Here is an 18,198-nt window from a genome sequence, read left to right on the forward strand (position 1 = left end):
CACCCTCTTTATACGTATTTCTTTCATACTTAAAGCTTTAAAGGGAGGGATTTCGTGACACATTTGCTAGAAACGAAAAATCTTTGCGTATCTTTTGGCGAGCATCATGTTATTAAGGATGTGAATTTAACAGTACAAAAAGGAAAGCTCATTTCAATTATTGGACCAAATGGTGCAGGAAAGACAACGCTATTCAATTTACTAAGTGGACAAATTTCTCCAACAAAGGGTGAAGTATATTTTAAAGGACAAGAGATTACAAATTTATCAATTTCGGATCGTACTCGATTAGGAATTGGTCGTTCTTTTCAACTTACAAATATATTCCCAGAGTTAACGGTACTTGAAAATGTTCGTTTAAGTGTTCAATCATTTGTGCAAGATTACTATAGTTTTTTTCCGAGTTCGGCAAAATTTAAGCAACAAGTTGGAGAGGCGAGACGTTTCTTAAAAACAGTATTACTTCACGAGAAAGAACATGTATTAGCGAAAGATCTAGCGCATGGGGAAAAACGAAAGTTAGAGCTTGCGATGTTATTAGCTTTAAAAACGGATGTGTTACTACTTGATGAGCCGACGGCAGGTATATCAGTTGAGGAGGTACCGGCTATTTTACAAGTGATTGAAAATATTAAGAAACATCCAGAGAGTACAATTGTACTTATTGAACACAAAATGGATATGGTACTAGGTTTGTCAGACCATCTTATCGTTTTATTCCATGGAGAGTTATTGGCTGAAGGTTTGCCCGAAGAAATGATGAAAGATGAGCGTGTACAAAGTGCTTATTTAGGGGGATTATATAGTGGCACTATTACAAGTGAATAATATAGAGACGTATTTAGATCAGTTTCATATTTTACAAGGGGTATCTCTTACTGTTGAGAAAGGAACGATTACTGTACTGTTTGGAAGAAATGGGGCAGGGAAGACCACGACATTACGTTCGGTTATGGGATTTCACCATATCGCACATGGTGAAATTTATTATGATAGTACACAAGTAAATGGATTATCTACACATTTAATTTCAAGGAAAGGAATAGGGTATGTACCAGAAAATCAAGGTATTTTTCACGACCTGACAGTAGAAGAAACATTCGCTCTTGCTAGGGGGAAGGGAGAAGAAGCGGAAGAAAAAATAGACTGGATGCTTGAATTATTTCCAGATTTAAAGCAATTTTGGCACAAAAAAAGCGGACTCTTAAGCGGAGGGCAAAAGCAAATGCTAGCAATTTCAAGAGCATTTATTAATAGTGATGGTTTATTACTTATTGATGAGCCGAGTAAAGGCTTGTCGCCCATTATGATAGAAAAATTAATGATAGCCATTTTGAAAATGAAAGAGAAAACAACAGTTTTACTCGTTGAACAAAACTTTATGATGGCTAGTCAAATTGGTGATTACTTTTATATTATGGATAACGGAAGAATTGTTCATAACGGTTTTATGTATGAATTAAAAGAGGATAAGGAAATGTGTCACAAATATTTAGGAATCTCTTAACATGAATCCGGGGTGAGAAGGATGGATGTGTTAATCAATTTATTTGTAAATGGGATTTCAACAGGGATGCTCATTTTTTTATTAGCGTCAGGTCTTTCACTTATTTTCGGTTTAATGAGCGTTCTAAACTTCGCACATGGTGGGTTATTTGCATGGGGAGCTTTTACAGGTGTATGGATATTTAATACAACTGGAAGCTATTTACTCGCTTTAATTGGAGCAATTGCTATGGGGATGTTTCTTGGATTCATTTTAGAAAGATTCCTTATTAGACCGGTATATGGAAATCATGTTCGCCAGCTTCTTGTGACGCTTGGAGGAATGCTTGTACTTAGTGAATGTATTAAAGTATTTTGGGGGCCAAATCCAATTGGTGCTAAATTACCGTTATGGTTACAAGGTAGTTATACATTTGAAGGTGTTATATTAATTAAATATCGTCTATTCGTTATTTTAATTGGGATCATCATTTACATTGCCTTACTATTATTGCTCAAAAAAACAAAGATAGGTCTTATGATTCGCGCAGGTGTAATGGATAAAGAGATGGTTCAAGCGCTCGGTATTAATGTAAAAGCGATATTTTCTTTCGTCTTTTTATTAGGAGCAGGGATGGCGGCTTTGGGAGGCTTCTTATTAGCACCGTATTCAGGTGTTATTTTCGCCGAGATGGGTATGCAGTATGCGATTTTAGCTTTTATAGTAGTGATAATTGGAGGATTAGGAAGCGTACAAGGTTCAGCAATCGCTTCTTTAATTGTTGGATTAGCTGGTGCTTTTACAGCATATTTTATACCGGATTTATCACTTGCAATTAATATGTTAATGTTACTATTTTTCTTAATAGTGAAGCCAACGGGACTTGTTGGTGAAAAGGGGTGAAATGGTGAACAGCACATCGAATCGAATTAAAGTATACTTCGGAGTATTTATGCTCATTTGTTTAAGTGTATTTCCATTCGTAAATGATTCACGGAGCTTGTTAATTTTGTTCACTCAAATCTTCATCTTTGCTATTTTCGCTATGAGTTTTGATGTTCTCCTTGGATATACAGGTATTGTTTCATTCGGTCATTGTATGTTCTTTGGTATAGGGGCGTATGGGGTAGCACTTTTATTTGATCGACAAGGGGTGTCTATCACAAACTTTTTTATAGGAATAGCAGCCGCAATTATTGTATCAGCCATCGTTAGTTATATAATCGGTTTGCTTTCTTTACGGCTGAAAAGTCATTTTTATGCAATGTTAACGCTCGCTATTTCCCAGCTGTTTTTTGTACTTGCTGAAAAATGGCGTTCACTGACTCATGGAGGAGATGGATTTACATTTCGTGTACCAGATATATTCCGTGATCGTTTTACATTTTATTATATAACATTTATATGTCTAATCAGTATTTTCATTTTGTTACGTCTTTTCACAAAATCTTCAATTGGGAAAGTGTTAAAGGCGATTTCACAAAATGAACAACGAGTTGAAGCACTTGGCTATAAAGTGCTTCATTATAAAATTATTGCTAGTGTTGTTGCAGGAGTAGTTGCAGCGATTAGCGGTGGTTTATTTGTTATCACTTTACGCTTTGTTAATACAACTGTATTTTCAATTGAAATGACATTAAATGCATTATTGATGACAATGATTGGGGGAGTTGGAACGTTAATCGGAGCTATTGCTGGAGCGGGGATTATTGAATCACTGAAATATTATTTATCAGAACTAGCTACAGAGTATCCGATTTTTGAAAGGTGGACGATTATTCTTGGTTTATTATACATTATCGTGCTTCTAGTTTTTCCGAAAGGGTTAGTTGGAACAGTTAAGAAGTTGAAGAATTTTAAAAGGGATAAGAAGGAGAAGAGCACAGGGGTGGAGCAGAACGTTTAAACTCTTTGGAATAAGGTTTTGGTAATAAGGAATAGCTCTATATAAGATAAAAAGGTATTAGGTGAAGCTATATAATATGAAGTCCCTCCTTTAACTTATCTAAAGGAGGGTTTGCCATTTCTAGAAAAGAACTTGGGTGTATGGAATTCGTGAGATTGTTATTTTGTATAAAAGTCTATTGCGTTAATTAAATAGTTCAATTGATGCTAATTTATTATTTCTAATTGGAAAAATAGCTGGTTAAGATTTTTGGGATTAAATATGTATTGACTCTTTACTTGCTTTTTTATCACTTGAGTGGTAAAGTGATAGTAAGATCAACGCTAGGAAGTGATGAAACATGCGTGAAAATACGATAGGATCGTTAATATGGCTACGTTTAATACGATTTACGAACCAAAGTAATCAAATGTCAAATGAGTTTTTAAAACGTTTTGATTTAACAACAGCCCAATTTGATGTGCTTTTGCAAATACGGACTTATCAGCCATTAACACAAATGGAGTTAGCAGAAAAGGTTACCGTTACACAAGGCGGTATTTCTCGAATGTTAACACGTCTTGAAAAAGAAGGATATATTATACGAAAACAAGATTGGAAAACGAAAACAATTAGTCTTACAGAGCAAGGGGAAGCGGCTTTAGAAAGAGCATTGCCAGAGCAACTTGCATTTCAATCATCATTTTTTGATGATGTATTAAATGAAGAAGAGCAGAAAATACTATACGAGTTGATGTCAAAAGTTCATAAGCATAGTGAAAAAAAAGAATTACCGAATGAGTAATTTTTTTTACTTAATCAATTGACTAATCAAGTGATAAAGAGGAGGAAGTTTTATGTATACAATTCCAGGACATCACCACATTTCTATGGTGACTAAAAATGCGAAAACGAATAATAATTTTTATCGAGATGTTTTAGGATTACGCCGGGTGAAAAAGACAGTCAATCAAGATAATCCATTTATGTATCATTTGTTTTATGGTGATTTAACAGGGAGTGCCGGAACTGAATTATCATTTTTTGAAATGCCGAATGTAGGTAGAACAATCCGTGGTACAAATGCAATAACACAAATAGGCTTGCTCGTACCTTCAATAGAAAGTCTTACATTTTGGAAGAGACGTTTTGAGTCACTCCAGGTGGCGCATGGGGAAATTACAACTTACGCCGGAAGAGACGCACTGCACCTTGAAGATCCAGATGGTCTACGGTTAGTGCTGTTAAATAATAAAGATGAAGAGGTGCCTGAATATTGGACTGCATGGGATGAATCTTCTGTAGAGCAGAATCATCGTATTTTAGGCATGGGAACAGTTGAAATGACAGTGCGCAGTTTAAATAAATTATCAAAAACATTAACAGGTTTGTTTAGTTATAAAGAAGTATCTCGTTCAGACGATGAGGGGATTTATCAATCTATTGATGGTCAATCTTTTGGAGAAATTTTGGTGAAACAGCAAGATGGAGAGAGTGAAAGACCAGGAAAAGGAAGTATTCATCATTTAGCTATTCGTGTGAAAAATGATGAAGAACTGAGTTATTGGAATGAAGCGGTGAAAGATAAAGGGTTCCAATCAACAGGGATTATCGATCGCTTTTATTTTAAAAGTTTATATTTCCGTGAGTCAAATGGCATTTTATTTGAGATTGCGACGGATGGCCCAGGATTTACAGTAGATTCAACAGTTGAAGAATTAGGAAAAGAGCTGGATTTACCACCATTTTTAGAAGAGAGAAGAAAAGAGATTGAAGAGAAATTAATACCGCTTTATTAAAAGGGAGAGAGCAACTATGGAAAAATACCGTATTGATACAAGTAAGGGAATTGAATTTGGATTATATTCAATTGGAGATCATATTTTAAATCCGCATGATGGCTCGAAAATAAGTGCAGAAAAAAGAATTCATGAACTAATTGAAACAGCTAAGTTAGCAGATGAAGCTGGAATTGATGTGTTTGCTGTCGGTGAAAGTCATCAAACGCATTTTACAACGCAAGCCCATACAGTTATTTTAGGAGCTATTGCACAAGCTACGAAAAACATTAAAATCGCGAGTTCTGCAACAGTATTAAGCACGTCAGATCCGGTTCGTGTATATGAGGATTTTGCCACAATTGATTTAATTTCTAATGGTCGTGCTGAAATCGTTGCTGGTCGTGGATCTCGTATTGGGGGATATAGTTTACTTGGTTACGATGTAAATTATTATGAAGAGCTATTTGAAGAGAAGATGGATCTTTTATTAAAAATAAATAAAGAAGAAAGTGTAACATGGAAAGGGCAGTTTAGAACGCCACTTGAACATGCGGCAATTATACCGAGAGCTAAAAATAACAATATGCCAATTTGGCGTGCTGTTGGAGGGCCACCTGCTAGTGCAATTAAGGCAGGACGCGCAGGTGTACCAATGATGCTTACGACACTTGGTGGCCCAGCTGTTAATTTTAAAGTTTCGGTTGATGCATATCGTGAAGCAGCTGAGCAAAGTGGTTTTGACCCAGCAACATTACCAATTGCAACAACAAGTTTATTTTATACAGCAGAAAATTCACAAGATGCACTTAGTGAATATTATCCTCATATTAATGCTGGTATGCTTGCGCTACGCGGTGGTGGGTATCCAAAACAACAATTTACTAACGCAGTAGATCACCGTGATGCGTTAATGATTGGTAGCCCGCAACAAATTATTGAAAAAATGCTTTATCAATATGAATTATTTGGACAGCAACGTTTTATGGCACAGATTGATTTTGGCGGTGTACCATTTGATAAGATTGAGAAAAACATTGAATTAATTGCTACCGAAATTATGCCGGCTGTTAGAAAATATACAACGAAATAATGATTAAAGTACCGGGAATATAATTTATTCTTGGTACTTTTTTATTTAGTCTGTTTGAAAAATGACAAAAAAACGAATTTTATGTCTAGAGAAAGGGGAGTTTTTTTCTATTTGTGAATAACAATATTGTTGATTTGAATTTTGGAAATACATTTTTCTCTTGACAAAAAACTAGCATATTTCTAGGTTTGATTCGAGGACATTTTTCAAGGAGAAAGTCAAGCGTATGAAGAGAAAAACATAATAACAATTGATATAAGAGTGTGTTGTATGTTTGAAAAGTACGTTTTTAAAATGTGAGAAATCTAATTCAAAAAAATTACAAAAGACATATTTCAGACAAAATCCTGTCAATAATACGTCAAAAATCACCTGAATTTATTATGTAAGTATATTATACAATTCGATTAACGAATAAAACACTACTGAAATAGTGAAAAGGTAAATCGTATGAAGAAAGTTCTTTTGTAATTATCTAAAAAACTGACAATCTATATTTTCAGAAAGTACATAAACGAATTTATCTTTTTGTATTTCCAAATGATTGAATTGTTCGTTATGAAGTGAATTCATACAATTCAATCGATATTACGATATAAAAAAATATGAAGGAAGTGACTTTAGCATGGAAACGCTCGAATTGGCACGAATACAATTTGCATCAACAACGATTTTTCATTACTTTTTCGTTCCGCTGTCTATAGGTTTAGCTTTTATCATTGCGTTAATGCAAACGTTGTATGTGGTAAAGGGACAAGAAATTTATAAGAAGATGACAAAGTTTTGGACACAAATATTCCTTGTTAACTTCGCGGTAGGTGTTGTAACAGGTATTTTACAAGAATTTCAGTTTGGTATGAACTGGTCAACGTATTCACGTTTTGTTGGTGATGTTTTCGGACCATCACTTGCAATTGAAGGTTTATTAGCATTTTTCATTGAGTCTACATTCCTAGGTTTATGGGTATTCGGTGAGGATAAACTTCCGAAGCGAGTTCACCTTTTATGTATTTGGCTCCTCTCAATAGGAACAATGTTATCAGCATTTTGGATTTTAACTGCAAGTGCATTTATGCATGCCCCAGTAGGATATGAAATGGCAGCAGATGGACGTGCACAAATGAATGATTTTTGGGCGATTATTCAAAATCCACAATTATGGGTGCAATTCCCGCATACAATTACAGCGGCGATTGCAACTGGTGCATTCTTTATTGCAGGTGTAAGTGCATGGAAAATATCAAAAGGCCAAGAAACTGCGGTGTTTAAAAAATCGTTCCGAGTTTCTATCGTTGTTGGAACAATTACAACTGCATTGGTATTATTTTTCGGTCATGCACAAGCACAAAATTTAATTAAGACACATCCGATGAAAATGGCAGCAGCTGAAGCATTATGGAATACGAGTGAGGATCCAGCTCCATTTACAGTATTTGCAAAAATTGATACAGAGAAGAAAGAAAATTCGTTTGAAATTCAAATCCCTTATATGCTAAGTCTATTGTCATACGATAAATTTAGCGGTCAAGTTGAAGGGATGAATCAAATTCAAAAACAATATGAAGAAAAATATGGACCTGGAGATTATATTCCGCCAGTACATACTATGTTCTGGAGTTTTAGAGCGATGGTAATGAGTGGAACATTCATGCTTCTTTTAGGAATGTACGGCTGGTTCTTATCAAGAAAAGATCGCTTAACTGAAAACCCTTGGTATTTAAAAATAATGGTATATGCAATTGCACTACCGTTTATCGGTAATACAGTAGGTTGGATTATGACTGAAATGGGACGTCAGCCTTGGGTTGTCTTCGGTGTTATGAAAACAGAAGATGCTGTATCTCCAAACGTTTCATTTGGAGAAGTATTATTCTCTCTTGTTTCATTCACATCACTATATTTAATTGTTGGAGGAATTACTGTTTACTTATTCGTTCGTATCATTAAAGGACATGCGAATAAGAAAACGAAAAAGGATTATCAAAGCCATGATCCATTTGATAAGGAGGAAGAGTATGTTATCTCTTAATGAGTTGTGGTTTCTAATTATCTCAACCTTATTCGTTGGCTTCTTTGTACTTGAAGGTTTCGATTTTGGTGTAGGAATCGTTTCAAGGTTTTTAGGGAAAAACGATTTGGAAAAACGTATATATTTAAATACAATTGGGCCGTTTTGGCACGCAAATGAAGTATGGCTTGTTTGTGCTGGTGGCGCTATGTTTGCGGCATTCCCGCACTGGTATGCAACTTTATTTAGTGGGTTTTATATTCCATTTGTGTTTATGCTTCTTGCATTAATTATAAGAGGTGTTTCCTTTAAATTCCGTGCGAAAATAGAAAATCATAAATGGAAGAGTTTCTGGGATTGGGGCATGTTTATTGGAAGTTTGCTACCTCCTATACTTTGGGGAGTTGCAATCGCAAACTTTATGACAGGTGTACCAATTGATGGAAGTAAAAATATGGTAGGCGGATTTATGAAATTACTTCACCCATTTGCGTTACTTGGGGGAGTTATGTTTCTTCTTCTATGTATTGTTCATGGTTTGCAATTCCTTACTATACGTACAACAGGAAAATTACGAGAACGCGCACGTATTGCCGCGACAAAGATTGCACCTTTTGCATTAATAACACTTCTTGTTTTTGCAGCTGTAGGGTTATGGAAAACAGATATTTTCACCGCACATGGTTCAGAGTGGCTAATGGTTCCAATTGGAGCTTTTGTAGCGCTATTTGTTTCTACTTTATTAAATAAAAGAAGAAGAGATGGTTGGGCTTTCTTTATGACGAGTTTAACAATCATTTTGTTAAGTGCAAGTGTGTTCATCGGTATGTTCCCGCGTGTCATGATTAGCTCATTAGGAGCGGTAAATGATTTGACAATTTATAATGCGGCATCAGGACCTTATGCATTAAAATTGATGAGCTATTTTTCTCTTGCTATTTTACCGTTTGTTATCGGTAGTCAAATATGGAGTTTCTATGTATTTAGACAACCTGTTAAGTCAGACAAAGATTTGGAGTACTAATGAAAAGAAAAAGAGGACTTCCGTCGTATCCTGGTAGCCGAGTTTTATATGTAACTTTAAGTCTTATTAGCATTTTAGAGGCGTGTAGTATCATTGCGCAGACAGTATTTTTAGCACGAGCAATCACATTTTTATTTCATGGAGAAACAGTGCAAGCTGTGCTAAATGAAACTGTTTATTTTGGGATCACGTTTGCAGCACGCCAAATGTTAGTGCGAACATCGCAAATATTGGTTGAGCGTTTCGCTGAAAAAACAGGATTTGCATTACGTAAACAGTTAATAGAAGCATATTTTACGTTAGGGCCGAGATTTGTCCAAACGAATGGGACTGGTCATCTGGTTACTTTATCGATAGAAGGTATTGAGAAATTTAAAACATATATTGAATTGACAATTCCTAAAATGATTAGAAGTAGTATCGTTCCAGGGCTAATTGTTCTATATGTTTTTACACTGGACATTAAGTCTGGAATCATTTTAGTTGTAACGATTCCAATTGTGATCATATTTATGATCCTTCTAGGATTAGCAGCGCAGAAAATGGCGGATAGCCAATATGAGACATATCGTGTACTTTCTAATCATTTTGTAGATACGTTAAAAGGATTAGAAACATTAAAGTATTTAGGGAAAAGTAAACAGCACGAAGGAAAGATTGAAAAAGTAAGTAAACGATATAGAAAAGCAACGATGCGTACTTTGCGAGTTGCTTTTCTTTCTTCTTTTGCATTAGATTTCTTTACGAGTTTATCAATTGCATTTGTAGCAGTTGGATTAGGGATACGGTTAATAGATGGGACAATTATACTGTTGCCAGCTCTTACGATTTTAATTTTAGCGCCGGAATATTTTCTGCCGATTAAGCAAGTTGGAGCGAATTATCATGCTACATTAGATGGACAACTTGCAATGGAGCAAATAGAAGAAATTTTACAGAAACAAAAAGAAATAGAAAAGAAAGATTCAAATGTAGATATAGTATGGAATTCTTCTAGTAGTTTGAAATTACAAGATGTAAAAGTAAATAATGATGAATCTGAAAAGGCTATATTAGAGGGAATTGATTTTACTTGGCAAGGTAACGGTGCTATAGGCATTATTGGTGAAAGTGGGGCAGGGAAATCAACGTTAATCGATGTGTTAGCAGGATTTCTACCGCCTTCGGGTGGGAAGATGTTAGTAAATGGTGTGGAAATTGGTGAATCTACTCGAGAAGATTGGCAAAAAAATATTGCTTATATTCCGCAGCAACCTTATATTTTTCCGCTTTCATTAAAAGATAATATTTGTTTCTATGAAACGAATACAATTGATGAAGAAGTTGAGAGAGTTATTAATGAAGTTGGTCTTCGTTCGCTCGTTGCATCATTACCACATGGGATGTACGAAAGAATTGGAGAAGGTGGACGTATGCTTAGTGGCGGACAAGAACAACGTGTCGCTATGGCACGTGCACTTTTAAGTAAAAAGCCAATCATTTTATTAGATGAACCTACAGCACATCTTGATATTGAAACTGAATTTGAAATAAAGCAATCGATGTTACGTCTGTTTGAAGGTAAGTTAGTATTTCTTGCAACGCATCGTCTGCATTGGATGAAGCAAATGGATCATATTCTTATTTTAAATAAAGGGGAAATTAAAGAAAGTGGAACATATGAAGAACTTTTAAAGAATGAGACATTACATTTTCATAGGGAAGAGAGGGGAGAGCGATGAGTAATTGGATTAAACCTTATATACAGCAAAATAAAGGTAGAATGACGTTGACTATTTTCCTCGGGCTTCTTGGAGTTAGTTCAGGTGCGATGCTACTTTTCATTTCAGGTTATTTAATTTCTAAATCTGCTCTCAGACCAGAAAATGTAATGGCTGTATATGTTCCTATAGTTGCAACGCGTGCGTTTAGTATAGGGCAAGCTGTTTTTCATTATTTAGAGCGTTTAGTAGGGCATGACGTCGTTCTACGAATTTTAGAAAAAATGAGAACAAAACTATATAGAATTGTAGAACCACAGGCGTTATTTTTACGCTCTCGATTTCAAACTGGTGATGTACTAGGTGTATTGTCTGATGATATAGAACATTTACAGAATCTATATTTACGTACAATATTCCCTAGTATATTAGCGTTAGTTGTATATAGCATTTTCGTAATTGTTATAGGTGCATTTGACTTAGTATTTGCACTTATCGCAGCTTGTATGTTAGCTGTTATTGTTTTTCTTCTCCCATTCGTTTCACTACTTTTGATGAAACGACATCATGTTGCTTTGAAGCGAGGAAGAAATCGTTTGTATCAACAATTGACAGATGCTGTATTTGGGTTATCTGATTGGCAGGCGAGTGGTAGAAAAGATGAATTTATTAATGAGTATGTAGCGCAAAATGTCCAGTTGTTAAAGACAGAAAAGAGAGTGAAACGCTGGTACCATATTCGAGACAGTCTCATTCACTTAACAGTAGGTATTGTAGTCATTTCAATGATTATATGGACTGGAAATGCAGCGGCAAGTGAACAGATTGCACCTACAGTTATCGCAGCTTTCGTATTAATGACATTATCTGTGACAAATGCGCTTATCCCTATATCAGATGCTATCGATCGAATTCCATCTTATGTAGAATCTGCTCATCGGCTTAATGGCGTAGAAAGTGAGAGCACTTTGGATGGTGGTAAGGAGTTACCTGTAAATAAGGAATACGTTGTATCAAAACATGTAGATATTGAACTGAGTAATGTGTCGTATAATTACCCGGATAGTAATGAACCTGTATTAAAAGATGTATCATTGCAAATAAAGGCAGGAAAGAAAATTGCTATTTTAGGTAGAAGTGGAACAGGAAAATCTACTTTACTAAAACTGTTAACTGGTGCGCTACGTCCGGTGAGTGGGCAAGTTATATTGAATGGTGAACAAGCTCATACGGATTTTTTGTCAAAATATATTTCTGTATTAAACCAAAAACCACATTTATTCGATACGACAATTGGAAATAATGTGCGGATCGGTAAACCAGAGGCTAATGATGAAGAGATATGGAAAGCTTTAGAGAAAGCACAGCTAGCACCGCACATTGCTTCTCTTCCTGATGGATTACAAACAAAAATGCATGAAATGGGAAAGAGGTTTTCTGGCGGAGAAAGGCAAAGGGTAGCATTTGCAAGAACTCTTATGCAAGAAGCATCGATTATTGTGCTTGATGAACCAACTATCGGTTTAGACCCTAAAACGGAATTAGCCTTAATAGAAACAATGTTTTCTGCAACAGAAGAAAAGACTGTTATTTGGATTACACATCATCTTGTAGGAATTGAACATGTAGATGAAGTTATTTTCCTTGATAGTGGCCAAATCGCTATGCAAGGTAGTCACGGACAGCTACTGAAAGAAAATGAGAAATATCGTAGGTTATATGAGCTTGATAAAGGTATATAGGAATGAAATGCAAAAAAACACAAATTCTTGGTAGTTCAAGGTTTGTGTTTTTTTGTATTTGTGGTGAAATCATATAAGCCGTATAAGCTATTTGATCATGAAATGGTTATATATTGTTAGAAAGGGTGTTTAAAACCTATCCTTTCAAGGCAATACTTGAGCCATAGTGAATGGATTGTTGGAAGGCGTGATTATATGTTTGAAGAGGATGGCATTGTTTTAATACTGGAGCCTGCTGATGAGCGGAATATGAGGAAATTTATTTTTACAGTACCGAAGTCAGTTTATGAAAAAAAAGAAATTTTATTACATTACGGAACACCTTTAGGTCAAGGATATACGGACATTATAGAAGATATTATTAGTGTACATATAGACATAGATATTATAACAGTAATAGGGCATGTGAGAGGATAAAGAGAAACTTTAATTAGTGAGAGCTATACGTACCTGGAAAACAGACGTACTTAAAATAAGTATGTCTGTTTTTATATTTAAATGAAGATAGTTTCGAGGTACATGTTGAACAGGATAATAATGATTTTTCTAGAATGTATAAGAGGAAGATTAAAAAAAATAAGATATGATGTGATAAAGTGTATAAGAAGAAAATAAAGTGTTTATAAATGAATAAAAGTATGGCAATTATTTAGGAGGTAAAAATGAAGTTTACAAAAACAATGTTAATTTCAATTGTAGTTTCAATTGGTTTGATGGGATGTTCGCTAGTAGAGGAAGGGAAGAACTCCATAGATTACGCTCAAAAAGCGACAGACTATGTAAATGAAATAAGTGCATTTGCAAATGAAGCGCCATCATTAGCAGAAAAGGCCGTTAATGATGGGGAAGCCCGGAAAGAACTAGAAACGAAACTTACTGAAATTAAACAAGATATACCAGCTTTTAATGAATTAACACCACCAGATGTAGCGAAGGATCTTCACCAGCAAATCGTCGGGTATAATGAAAAGTTAAATACATTAATTGATACATCTATGACAAAGATAGAGGAAGGGAAAATGAATGTAGAGCAGTTTAAAAACTCTGAGCTTATGCAGACGATAGAACAAGTTCGTGATTTGAAAGATAAGGTTCAAAATTTAGGGCAATAACAAAAAGATCCGTTTATCATAAACGGATCTTTTTGTTATTGTATACAATAGATGATTACACCAATGACAATAATAATGTTGCCAATGATTTTTCGTTTCGTGATTTTCTCCCCTAGGAAGTACCAACTGAAAATTAAAATGATGATATAACTTAATGATTCTAATGCAGATGCTTGCTTTAACGCCAAGCCCTTTAAGGCGATCACATTTAATCCGGCATTAATTACAAATAAAAAGTAGCCGATGATAACATAAGGATTCACATATTCTTTTATTCTAGAATCGTATTGTTGTAAAGTAGCCTTTTTTAATAATATTTGTGAGTAATTGGCTAAAATTATCCCAAAAATAAATAATAACATATAACTATTCATCTTTTGTCACCACCACAATTCCGACGATAATAATAGCTGCGCCAAGTATGTGATTCCACTGTATCGTATCTCCAAATAGGAATACTGACCAAAGCATGGACCATAGTATGATAATCCCACGGTGTGAATATGCTCTAGAAATTTCAAAATTCTTAATGACTTGTTGCCATAGAATTGCATATCCGAATAAAAGTACAACAAGTCCGAAGTAAGCAATAAAAAATGAGATTGATGCAACAGGGAATTGAGCTGCCCATTTCATGTAAACCATAATGATAGAATATATCAAGAAGGCTACATGTAGAAATACATAGTTTTTAATAGTTGGTTTCATATATTCACTCTCTTTTACTTTATATACACGTATGTAAACTCGATGTATATAATCAATAGCTTCTTATTATATATAAAAGGCATATTGAAATGATTTTTGTTTATTTCTTCACATTCCAAAATATATAGTATCATGTCTTCTAATGTAAAACAATAGAAGGCAATGCGTAGCTTTAGAGCTGAAAATAATAGAGCTAGTAGAGTTAGATTTTCCACTGTTCTATAATTTGTATCGTTTTATTTGTTGCATCCATCTCTACTTGAATACCTATTGGCAAAGTAATCATTGGATGAGTATGACAACAGTCAAAATCGGCTAGAAAAGGAAGTTTTTGATTTTGTAATACTTCTAATAATATTTCGTAAGGTTTTCTATTTGTACCACAATCATCAAATTGCTCATGTTTTCCAAGGATGATACCTGAAACTTTATCAAAAACGCCGTTAATTTTAAGTGATGAAAAACTTCTTTCGATAGTAGCTGCATCTTTTGAGCTATCTTCAATAAAGAGAATGTCACCATCTTGAATAAGTGGCATATAGGGGCTACCCCAAATACCTTGTATAGTGTTTAAATTCCCACCAATAATACGTCCAGTAGTTTTTCCGCCCATTACTGAAATCCAATTGTTCGGTCGAAGATCTTTTTCTTTCGTTTTTTCTTCCCAATTAATAAATTCATCTGACCAAAATAACGGCTGGTTTATGTTGTAAGGAAGGTGTTGATCAGTTAATAAAGTATCCGCAAAATATTTGTACGTGCAATCTACGAAAGGCTCAAATTCACCAAAAGAAGGAACAAGTGCTGGACCATAAAATGTAGGAATTCCTGTTTTTGCATAAATACCTAGTAATAATGCTGTTGTGTCTGAATAGCCAATCATTATTTTAGGATTCTTTTGAAAAGTCTCATAATCAATATAAGGTAATAATGAATTTGAATTCAGTCCCCCAATTGTCGACATGATACAAGAGACGTTAGGGTTTCTAATCAAGTCATTTAATTCCTCAGCACGCTCTTTAATGCTCCCGGAACGATAATAATCATATTGACCTGTTAGTGAACCTTCTAATATATGAAATCCTTTCTTTTGTAAGTATAATTTTGCGCGCTCAAATCTCTTTGGAGAAGTATAGGTTACTGGTGAAGAGGGAGAGTAGATGCCAATGGTATCGCCATATTTTAATGCTTTTGGAAGTATCATTTGTATAAATCCTTTCTATTATATAGTGTTTTTGTGTTTAAATGTAATTGAATATTCTTATATTTCGTTGTTTTTAGTGTAACACATATGAAAAAGAGAACGAGGTTGAAATTATAATTGTTATAGATGAATAAATATGCTTTTTACCTTGACGATATAAAGTAATTGTTGTTATGGTTAAACATGAGTGTATAAAAGGTTTGTTAAAGGAGTTTTAGAATGAAGCGGTTAAAATGGGGAAGATTAACAATCCTGTTAGTAGTAATTCTGGGTATATGTTGGTTCTTTTTCCAAGGAGTTCAAAAGAGTGAAACAAATGTAGATACTCAGCCTTTACAAGTGGCAGAGCTACCTAAAACAGGGCTATCTGAAAAAGTAGTTCCACCAAAATATATACCACCAGAAATTGATGCAAAAGCAGCTATTATTATCGATGCGAGTAATGGAGAAGTTATTTATCAAAATAATGAAAATGAAGCTGTTGCCCCTGCTAGTATGTCAAAAATGATGACAGCATATCTCGTTTTAGAGAGTATACATAATGGGAAAGTCCACTGGGAAGATCCAGTGAAAATAAGTGCAAAGTCGGCACAAACAGAGGGTGCAAAAATCCCGATGCAAGCAAATGATACATTAACTGTTAAGGACTTATATCATGCGTTAATGATTGAATCGGCTAATAATTCGGCTGTCGCTTTAGCGGAACATGTAGCTAAGACAGAAAAAAACTTTGTTCAACTTATGAATGAAAAAGCAAAGCAGTTAGAAATGTCAGATAAAGCTAAATTCGCGAATGCTTCCGGATTGCAGGAGCCCGACGGAAGTGAAACGAAAATGACAGCAGCTGACGTATCGAAATTAGCGTACCATCTTATAAAAGATTACCCAGAGATATTAGAAGTGACTCACTTACGTCAAAGTCAGTTAGCATTTAATAATATTAATGTTACAAACACAAATGAGATGTTAAACAAAAATAATAAAGCTTTATATATAGAAGGAATAGACGGTTTAAAAACAGGGTTTACAGATAGCGCAGGGTATTGTTTTACAGGTACTGCAAAACAAGGCGATAATCGTGTTATTACAGTTGTTATGGGGACAAAAAGTAAAACAAAACGTTTTACAGAAACAAATAAATTAATGTCCTATGCATTTCAATTGCTTAATTAGGTGAAGAAAGAAGTAATTTAGATTGTTATAAAAATAAGACAGACAGTTTATTGAACCTTGATTTTGGTGACAATAAACTGTTTTTTTATTCTTTGACGTATAGGAAGTGAAAACTCAAGTGATATCATTTGAGTTTGTTTTTGTTTGTTGATATTATTAAGTTAAGAACTTATTAATAATAAGTTCGAGAGGCATTATATGCTTCGTACATATGATACTGCCTCAAATGAAAATTGGAGGGAATTGTAATGGCAAAAGATTTTTACTCAGCAATTGAAGACAGAAGATCTATTTACGCGATTAGTAAAGAGCAAGTAGTTTCTGATGAAAGAATTCAAGAAGTGATTTATCATGCTGTGAAACATACACCTTCGGCTTTTAATTCTCAAAGTGCAAGAGTTGTTGTATTACTAGGTGAACAACACGACAAATTATGGAATGTTACGAAAGAAACGTTACGAAAAATTGTGCCTGAAAATAATTTTGCACCTACTGAAGAGAAAATGAATGCATTTAAAAGTGGCTATGGAACAGTTTTGTATTTCGAAGATAGTAAAGTAGTAGAAAGTTTGCAAGAGAACTTTGCACTATATAAAGATAATTTTCCTACATGGTCTCAGCAATCTTCTGGAATGTTGCAATTTGCGATTTGGACAGCATTAGAGATTGAAGGTTTTGGTGCTACACTACAGCATTATAATCCGTTGATTGATGAGGAAGTAAAAAAAGAATGGGATGTACCTGAAAACTGGAAGTTAACTGCGCAAATGCCATTTGGTAAACCGGTAGTTTCGGCAGGAGATAAAGAATATCAGCCATTAGAAACTCGTGTGAAAATTTACAAATAAAATAAAAAATAAAAGGTGAACAGAGATATAATCTGTTCACCTTTTATAAGTAGTAAGGATTTTTTTTGTAGGAATTTTTCATCTGATTTTTTAATTTGTTTTTACGTGTTTCAATAGTTGATACTTTTTGTAATGTTATAATTGAAACGAATTGAAAAAAAGCATAGTACAGTTCTATATTTTTATTTATAGGATCATCTATTATGTTTTTCATAAATATATCTCCTTTTTTTATCTCACTATTTGCGGGCAGTAAGGCTTCCATATCAAAATTCAATGATACGTATAGAATACCGACCTGTAAAAGTTCGATTGGTTTCAGTGTGGGGTGAATAAAATTTGTATGGATTAAAATCCTACTTTATATATGATAATATAAATATCCTGAAAATTCCATGGATAGTGAAAAATAGATAGTGGAATGTGTATTTTCGTCA

General features: G+C 34.4%; 19 protein-coding genes. 15 read left to right on the top strand and 4 right to left on the bottom strand.

Annotated elements, in window-relative coordinates; all coding sequences use genetic code 11:
- Positions 1–54: 54 nt before the first annotated feature.
- The 13 genes from QCI77_RS09720 to QCI77_RS09780 all read left to right on the top strand — a co-directional run bounded on the left by QCI77_RS09720 (position 55) and on the right by QCI77_RS09780 (position 13,828).
- Complete coding sequence (locus QCI77_RS09720) at positions 55–828, top strand: ABC transporter ATP-binding protein (RefSeq protein WP_000149306.1); 774 nt, start codon at positions 55–57, stop codon at positions 826–828.
- Positions 806–1,507 (top strand): branched-chain amino acid ABC transporter ATP-binding protein, encoded by a 702-nt coding sequence (locus tag QCI77_RS09725; RefSeq protein WP_353824827.1) that lies wholly within the window; start codon positions 806–808, stop codon positions 1,505–1,507. The genes QCI77_RS09720 and QCI77_RS09725 overlap by 23 nt, the downstream gene beginning before the upstream one ends.
- Positions 1,508–1,528: 21 nt before the next feature.
- Positions 1,529–2,389, top strand: a complete 861-nt coding sequence (locus tag QCI77_RS09730) for a branched-chain amino acid ABC transporter permease (RefSeq protein WP_000382784.1) — start codon at positions 1,529–1,531, stop codon at positions 2,387–2,389.
- Positions 2,390–2,438: 49 nt separating this feature from the next.
- Positions 2,439–3,392, top strand: a complete 954-nt coding sequence (locus tag QCI77_RS09735) for a branched-chain amino acid ABC transporter permease (RefSeq protein WP_078178804.1) — start codon at positions 2,439–2,441, stop codon at positions 3,390–3,392.
- Positions 3,393–3,732: 340 nt separating this feature from the next.
- Positions 3,733–4,176 carry a MarR family winged helix-turn-helix transcriptional regulator gene (locus QCI77_RS09740; protein ID WP_002012331.1) on the top strand — a complete coding sequence of 148 codons (444 nt, stop codon included), beginning with the start codon at positions 3,733–3,735 and terminating at the stop codon, positions 4,174–4,176.
- A gap of 52 nt (positions 4,177–4,228) precedes the next feature.
- Positions 4,229–5,170, top strand: coding sequence for a ring-cleaving dioxygenase (locus QCI77_RS09745; RefSeq protein ID WP_002141341.1), 942 nt, complete (start codon positions 4,229–4,231; stop codon positions 5,168–5,170).
- A gap of 16 nt (positions 5,171–5,186) precedes the next feature.
- Positions 5,187–6,242, top strand: a complete 1,056-nt coding sequence (locus QCI77_RS09750) for an LLM class flavin-dependent oxidoreductase (RefSeq protein ID WP_353824828.1) — start codon at positions 5,187–5,189, stop codon at positions 6,240–6,242.
- Positions 6,243–6,867: 625 nt separating this feature from the next.
- On the top strand, positions 6,868–8,271 hold the full coding sequence (gene cydA, locus QCI77_RS09755; RefSeq protein WP_002012335.1) for a cytochrome ubiquinol oxidase subunit I: 1,404 nt from the start codon (positions 6,868–6,870) through the stop codon (positions 8,269–8,271).
- On the top strand, positions 8,258–9,274 hold the full coding sequence (gene cydB / locus QCI77_RS09760) for a cytochrome d ubiquinol oxidase subunit II (protein WP_002141342.1): 1,017 nt from the start codon (positions 8,258–8,260) through the stop codon (positions 9,272–9,274). Before cydA ends, cydB begins: the two co-directional genes overlap by 14 nt.
- Positions 9,274–10,995, top strand: coding sequence for a thiol reductant ABC exporter subunit CydD (gene cydD, locus QCI77_RS09765; RefSeq protein WP_061689786.1), 1,722 nt, complete (start codon positions 9,274–9,276; stop codon positions 10,993–10,995). Before cydB ends, cydD begins: the two co-directional genes overlap by 1 nt.
- Complete coding sequence (gene cydC / locus QCI77_RS09770; protein WP_353824829.1) at positions 10,992–12,716, top strand: thiol reductant ABC exporter subunit CydC; 1,725 nt, start codon at positions 10,992–10,994, stop codon at positions 12,714–12,716. The genes cydD and cydC overlap by 4 nt, the downstream gene beginning before the upstream one ends.
- A gap of 195 nt (positions 12,717–12,911) precedes the next feature.
- Complete coding sequence (locus tag QCI77_RS09775) at positions 12,912–13,133, top strand: hypothetical protein (protein WP_002031341.1); 222 nt, start codon at positions 12,912–12,914, stop codon at positions 13,131–13,133.
- 245 nt (positions 13,134–13,378) lie between these two features.
- Positions 13,379–13,828, top strand: a complete 450-nt coding sequence (locus QCI77_RS09780) for a DUF6376 family protein (RefSeq protein WP_353824830.1) — start codon at positions 13,379–13,381, stop codon at positions 13,826–13,828.
- Positions 13,829–13,863: 35 nt separating this feature from the next.
- On the opposite strand, the gene QCI77_RS09785 is transcribed toward QCI77_RS09780, so the two are convergent.
- The 3 genes from QCI77_RS09785 to QCI77_RS09795 all read right to left on the bottom strand — a co-directional run bounded on the left by QCI77_RS09785 (position 13,864) and on the right by QCI77_RS09795 (position 15,740).
- A complete protein-coding gene (locus QCI77_RS09785; protein ID WP_002168608.1) occupies positions 13,864–14,202 on the bottom strand; it encodes an EamA family transporter in 339 nt (112 codons plus the stop codon).
- Positions 14,195–14,536, bottom strand: coding sequence for an EamA family transporter (locus QCI77_RS09790; RefSeq protein WP_002168607.1), 342 nt, complete (start codon positions 14,534–14,536; stop codon positions 14,195–14,197). The genes QCI77_RS09785 and QCI77_RS09790 overlap by 8 nt, the downstream gene beginning before the upstream one ends.
- Positions 14,537–14,738: 202 nt before the next feature.
- The gene (locus QCI77_RS09795) at positions 14,739–15,740 is read right to left on the bottom strand and encodes a S66 family peptidase (protein ID WP_002141346.1); all 1,002 of its coding nucleotides are present in this window, start codon (positions 15,738–15,740) and stop codon (positions 14,739–14,741) included.
- Positions 15,741–15,959: 219 nt separating this feature from the next.
- Between QCI77_RS09795 and QCI77_RS09800 the strand changes: the two genes are divergently transcribed.
- Together QCI77_RS09800 and QCI77_RS09805 are read left to right on the top strand one after the other, a co-directional pair.
- Entirely contained in the window at positions 15,960–16,913 is a 954-nt protein-coding gene (locus QCI77_RS09800) for a D-alanyl-D-alanine carboxypeptidase family protein (protein ID WP_002031349.1), read from the top strand.
- A gap of 248 nt (positions 16,914–17,161) precedes the next feature.
- Entirely contained in the window at positions 17,162–17,761 is a 600-nt protein-coding gene (locus QCI77_RS09805) for a nitroreductase family protein (protein ID WP_002141347.1), read from the top strand.
- Between the two features lie 43 nt (positions 17,762–17,804).
- Here the strand turns inward: QCI77_RS09805 and QCI77_RS09810 are convergent, their stop codons facing one another.
- Positions 17,805–17,975, bottom strand: a complete 171-nt coding sequence (locus tag QCI77_RS09810; RefSeq protein ID WP_002086168.1) for a hypothetical protein — start codon at positions 17,973–17,975, stop codon at positions 17,805–17,807.
- Between the last annotated feature and the right edge of the window lie 223 nt (positions 17,976–18,198).

It is taken from the genome of Bacillus cereus group sp. MG9 (assembly GCF_040459995.1).
GTDB lineage: Bacteria > Bacillota > Bacilli > Bacillales > Bacillaceae_G > Bacillus_A > Bacillus_A mycoides.

Excerpts from the sequence above, each read along its gene's own strand:
- QCI77_RS09750 (WP_353824828.1), top strand. The coding sequence starts at position 5,187 with ATGGAAAAATACCGTATTGATACAAGTAAGGGAATTGAATTTGGATTA.
- QCI77_RS09805 (WP_002141347.1), top strand. The coding sequence starts at position 17,162 with ATGGCAAAAGATTTTTACTCAGCAATTGAAGACAGAAGATCTATTTAC.
- QCI77_RS09735 (WP_078178804.1), top strand. The coding sequence starts at position 2,439 with ATGCTCATTTGTTTAAGTGTATTTCCATTCGTAAATGATTCACGGAGC.
- QCI77_RS09780 (WP_353824830.1), top strand. The coding sequence starts at position 13,379 with ATGAAGTTTACAAAAACAATGTTAATTTCAATTGTAGTTTCAATTGGT.
- QCI77_RS09740 (WP_002012331.1), top strand. The coding sequence starts at position 3,733 with ATGCGTGAAAATACGATAGGATCGTTAATATGGCTACGTTTAATACGA.
- QCI77_RS09775 (WP_002031341.1), top strand. The coding sequence starts at position 12,912 with ATGTTTGAAGAGGATGGCATTGTTTTAATACTGGAGCCTGCTGATGAG.
- QCI77_RS09810 (WP_002086168.1), bottom strand. The coding sequence starts at position 17,975 with ATGAAAAACATAATAGATGATCCTATAAATAAAAATATAGAACTGTAC.
- QCI77_RS09730 (WP_000382784.1), top strand. The coding sequence starts at position 1,529 with ATGGATGTGTTAATCAATTTATTTGTAAATGGGATTTCAACAGGGATG.
- cydB (WP_002141342.1), top strand. The coding sequence starts at position 8,258 with ATGTTATCTCTTAATGAGTTGTGGTTTCTAATTATCTCAACCTTATTC.
- QCI77_RS09790 (WP_002168607.1), bottom strand. The coding sequence starts at position 14,536 with ATGAAACCAACTATTAAAAACTATGTATTTCTACATGTAGCCTTCTTG.
- QCI77_RS09795 (WP_002141346.1), bottom strand. The coding sequence starts at position 15,740 with ATGATACTTCCAAAAGCATTAAAATATGGCGATACCATTGGCATCTAC.
- QCI77_RS09745 (WP_002141341.1), top strand. The coding sequence starts at position 4,229 with ATGTATACAATTCCAGGACATCACCACATTTCTATGGTGACTAAAAAT.
- cydC (WP_353824829.1), top strand. The coding sequence starts at position 10,992 with ATGAGTAATTGGATTAAACCTTATATACAGCAAAATAAAGGTAGAATG.
- QCI77_RS09785 (WP_002168608.1), bottom strand. The coding sequence starts at position 14,202 with ATGAATAGTTATATGTTATTATTTATTTTTGGGATAATTTTAGCCAAT.
- QCI77_RS09800 (WP_002031349.1), top strand. The coding sequence starts at position 15,960 with ATGAAGCGGTTAAAATGGGGAAGATTAACAATCCTGTTAGTAGTAATT.
- cydD (WP_061689786.1), top strand. The coding sequence starts at position 9,274 with ATGAAAAGAAAAAGAGGACTTCCGTCGTATCCTGGTAGCCGAGTTTTA.
- cydA (WP_002012335.1), top strand. The coding sequence starts at position 6,868 with ATGGAAACGCTCGAATTGGCACGAATACAATTTGCATCAACAACGATT.